Source organism: Streptomyces cellostaticus, from assembly GCF_001513965.1.
GTDB lineage: Bacteria > Actinomycetota > Actinomycetes > Streptomycetales > Streptomycetaceae > Streptomyces > Streptomyces cellostaticus.
Window position 1 is genome coordinate 1 of record NZ_KQ948035.1, and the last position, 3,594, is coordinate 3,594.

Genomic DNA, 3,594 nt, shown 5'->3' on the forward strand with positions numbered 1-3,594 from the left:
CGACCGACGCCCGCGGGCTCGGTCTGGCTTCGCCCGGGCACCCGCTGCTGGGCGCGATGGTCGAACTGGTCGAGGAGGACCGGCTGGTGTACACAGGGCGGCTCGCCCTCGACACACAGCCGTGGCTCGCCGACCATGCCGTGCACGGCACCGTACTGCTGCCCGGCACCGCGTTCCTCGAACTCACGATGGCCGTCGGCACCAGGGTGGGCTGGGCACGTCTGGTCGAACTCACCCTCCAGACACCGCTGCTGCTCGAACCGGACGCGGCCGTACAGCTCCGGGTGACCGTCGAGCCGCCGGCCGCGAACGGGCAGCGGGAGCTGGCCGTGCACTCCCGGCCACAGGACGCCGACCCGGGCAGCCCGTGGACGCGGCATGCCGCGGCACTGCTCGGCATCCACGACGACACCGCCGACTTCGACCTGGTCGAATGGCCACCGCCCGGTGCCCACGAGATCGACGTCGAGACCCGCTACGACACCCTCGCGGAGGCGGGCTACGACTACGGCCCCGCCTTCCAGGGCCTGCGCGCAGCCTGGCGCACCGACCGCGACGTCTACGCCGAGGTGAGCCTCCCCGCCGAGCTCGACGGCACCGCCTTCGGCCTGCACCCGGCGGTGCTGGACGCAGCCTTGCACGCGGTCGGCCTGCTCCGCGAGGACGGCGGCACCGTCCTGCCCTTCTCCTGGTCCGGCGTCACCCGTTACACCGAAGGCGCGGGTGCCCTGCGGGTGTGGCTCAGCGCAACCGGAAAGGACGGGGTGACCCTGCGCGCCGCTGACGGCACAGGAAAGCCCGTGCTGTCCGCGGAGGCAGTCACCATGCGGCCGTTCACCGCCGACCCGGCCGCCGGACGCGGCACCGACTCGCTGTTCCGGCTGGAATGGCAGCCGGTCCGGGCCGCCGCGGCCGACATCGACGTGTGCCTGGTGGCGGACTTGGCCGACGTCCCGGAGCCCGTACCGCAGGTGGTCGCCGTACGATGTCCGGTCGGGTCGCAGGACTCGGGCAGCACGGGAGCCGACCTCGCCAGGAACGCACACCGAGCGGCAGCTTGGGCGCTCGGCCTGGTCCAGGAGTGGCTGGCCGATGCCCGCTTCACGAGCTCCCGGCTGCTGGTCCTGACCGACGGCGCGGCCGGCCCCGACGTAATGGACCCCGCCCAGGCCACCGTGTGGGGCCTGATCAGGACCGCGCAATCCGAACACCCGGACCGTTTCGCGCTGTTGGACGCAGACGCAGCCCACCGAGCCGACACCGTGCCCGCGGCCGTGCTCACCGAACCCCAACTCGCGCTGCGGGCCAACACGGTGCTCGCCCCTCGGCTGGTACGGCACACCGGGATCTCCGACCTGGCAGGCGCCGCCGGGCTCGCCCCGGACGGCACCGTGCTCATCACCGGCGGCACTGGCGTGCTCGGCGCATTGGTTGCGCGGCACCTGGTCATCGAGCACGGCGCCCGCCGTCTGCTGCTGGTCAGCCGCCGTGGTCCCGATGCGCCCGGTGCCAGGGAACTCGCCGCCGAACTAAGCGGGTTGGGCGCCGCTGTCACCCTCGCAGCCTGCAACACCGCCGACCGCGACGCGCTCGCGCACCTGCTGACCGGCGTACGACTCACCGCCGTCGTGCACACCGCGGGGCTGCTGGACGACGGCATGGTCGAGTCGTTGACCGCGGACCGGCTGTCCGCCGTGCTGCGGCCCAAAGTGGACGCCGCCGCACACCTCGACGAGCTGACCGCCGACCAGGACCTCGCGGCCTTCGTCCTCTTCTCCTCGGCGGCGGGCGTGCTCGGCAACCCGGGCCAGGCCAACTACGCCGCGGGAAACGTCTTCCTCGACGCGCTCGCCGCTCGCCGCCGCGCCGCCGGGCGCCCCGCGACCTCACTCGCCTGGGGCCTGTGGGCCGAACGCACCGGCCTCACCGGGCACTTGGACAGCGACACCCTCTCGACCCGCGGCATCGCCCCGCTCTCCACCGAACAGGGCCTCGAACTCCTCGACCGGGCGCTCGCCGACGGCAGCGCGGCGCTCGTACCGGCCCTCCTTGACCCGGCCGCGTTGCGCGCCGACGCACTCGCCGGGACCCTGTCCCCGGTGCTGCGCTCGCTGGTGCGGGTCCCGCAGCGGCGCCCCGGCGAGTCCGGCCTGCGCCGCAGGCTCGGCCGGATGTCCGAGGAGGAGGGCCGCCGACTGCTGCTCGACCTCGTACGCTTCCAGCTTGCCGCGGTCATCGGCCGCGACTCCGTGGACGGGATCGACCCGCACCAGCCGTTCAAGGGCTTCGGCGTCGACTCGCTGCTCGCGGTGCAACTGCGCAACCGCCTCAACTCCGTCACCGGCCTGCGTCTTCCGGCCACCCTCGTCTTCGACCACCCCACACCGGCCGCCGTCGCCGACTTCACGCTCGCACTCGCACAGGAACGCGCCGAGAGTGCCGCCCCGCCCGCCACTGCCGTCGCAGCGCGTACGGACGATGATCCGATCGTGATCGTCGGTATGGGTTGCCGTTTCCCGGGCGGGGTGGACTCGCCGGAGGCGCTGTGGCAGGTCGTGGCCGAGCAGCGTGACGTGATCTCCGGCTTTCCGGCCGACCGCGGCTGGGACCTCGACGGCCTTTACCACCCCGACCCGGACCACTCCGGCACGTCGTACGTGCGGCACGGCGGATTCCTCCACGAGGCCGCCGACTTCGACCCCGCCTTCTTCGGGATCTCGCCGCGTGAGGCGCTGGCGATGGACCCGCAGCAGCGCCTGCTGCTGGAGGTGTCGTGGGAGGCCCTGGAGCAGGCCGGAATCGCGCCCGGATCGCTGCACGGCAGCGACACCGGCGTGTTCGCCGGGGTGATGTACCACGACTACGGCGGTGGCGGCCGGATGCCGGAACAGGCCGAGGGCCACTTCCTGACCGGCACCACCGGCAGCGTCGCCACCGGGCGGGTGGCGTACACGTTGGGGTTGCAGGGTCCGGCGCTGACGGTGGACACCGCGTGTTCGTCGTCGCTGGTCGCCCTGCACCTGGCGGTACGCGCCCTGCGGTCCGGCGAATGCTCACTCGCCCTCGCCGGCGGCGTCGCCGTGATGTCCACCCCCAACACCTTCATCGAGTTCTCGCGTCAGCGGGGGCTTGCGGTTGATGGCCGGTGCAAGTCGTTCTCGGCGGATGCGGATGGCACGGTGTGGGCCGAGGGTGTGGGTGTGCTGGTGGTGGAGCGGTTGTCGGATGCCCGGAGGCTGGGGCATCGGGTGCTGGCTGTGGTGGCTGGTACGGCGGTGAATCAGGACGGTGCGTCGAACGGGTTGACGGCGCCGAGTGGTCCGGCGCAGGAGCGGGTGATCCGGGCTGCTTTGGCGGATGCGGGAGTGGCTGCTTCCGGGGTTGATGCGGTGGAGGCTCATGGCACGGGTACGGTGCTCGGTGATCCGATCGAGGCTCAGGCCCTGCTTGCTACCTATGGCAGGGAGCGTGATGGTGGGCCGCTGCTGGTGGGTTCGTTGAAGTCCAACCTCGGGCACGCGCAGGCGGCTGCCGGGGTCGGCGGTGTGATCAAGATGGTGATGGCGCTGCGGCATGGTGAGCTGCCCGCGTCAC

Annotated in this window: 1 protein-coding gene; it reads left to right on the top strand. The window is 72.4% G+C overall.

Translation table 11 applies throughout. The features are described 5' to 3' along the window. A partial coding sequence (locus AQI88_RS30730) for a type I polyketide synthase (protein WP_159050451.1) occupies positions 1–3,594 on the top strand: 3,594 nt, incomplete at both ends.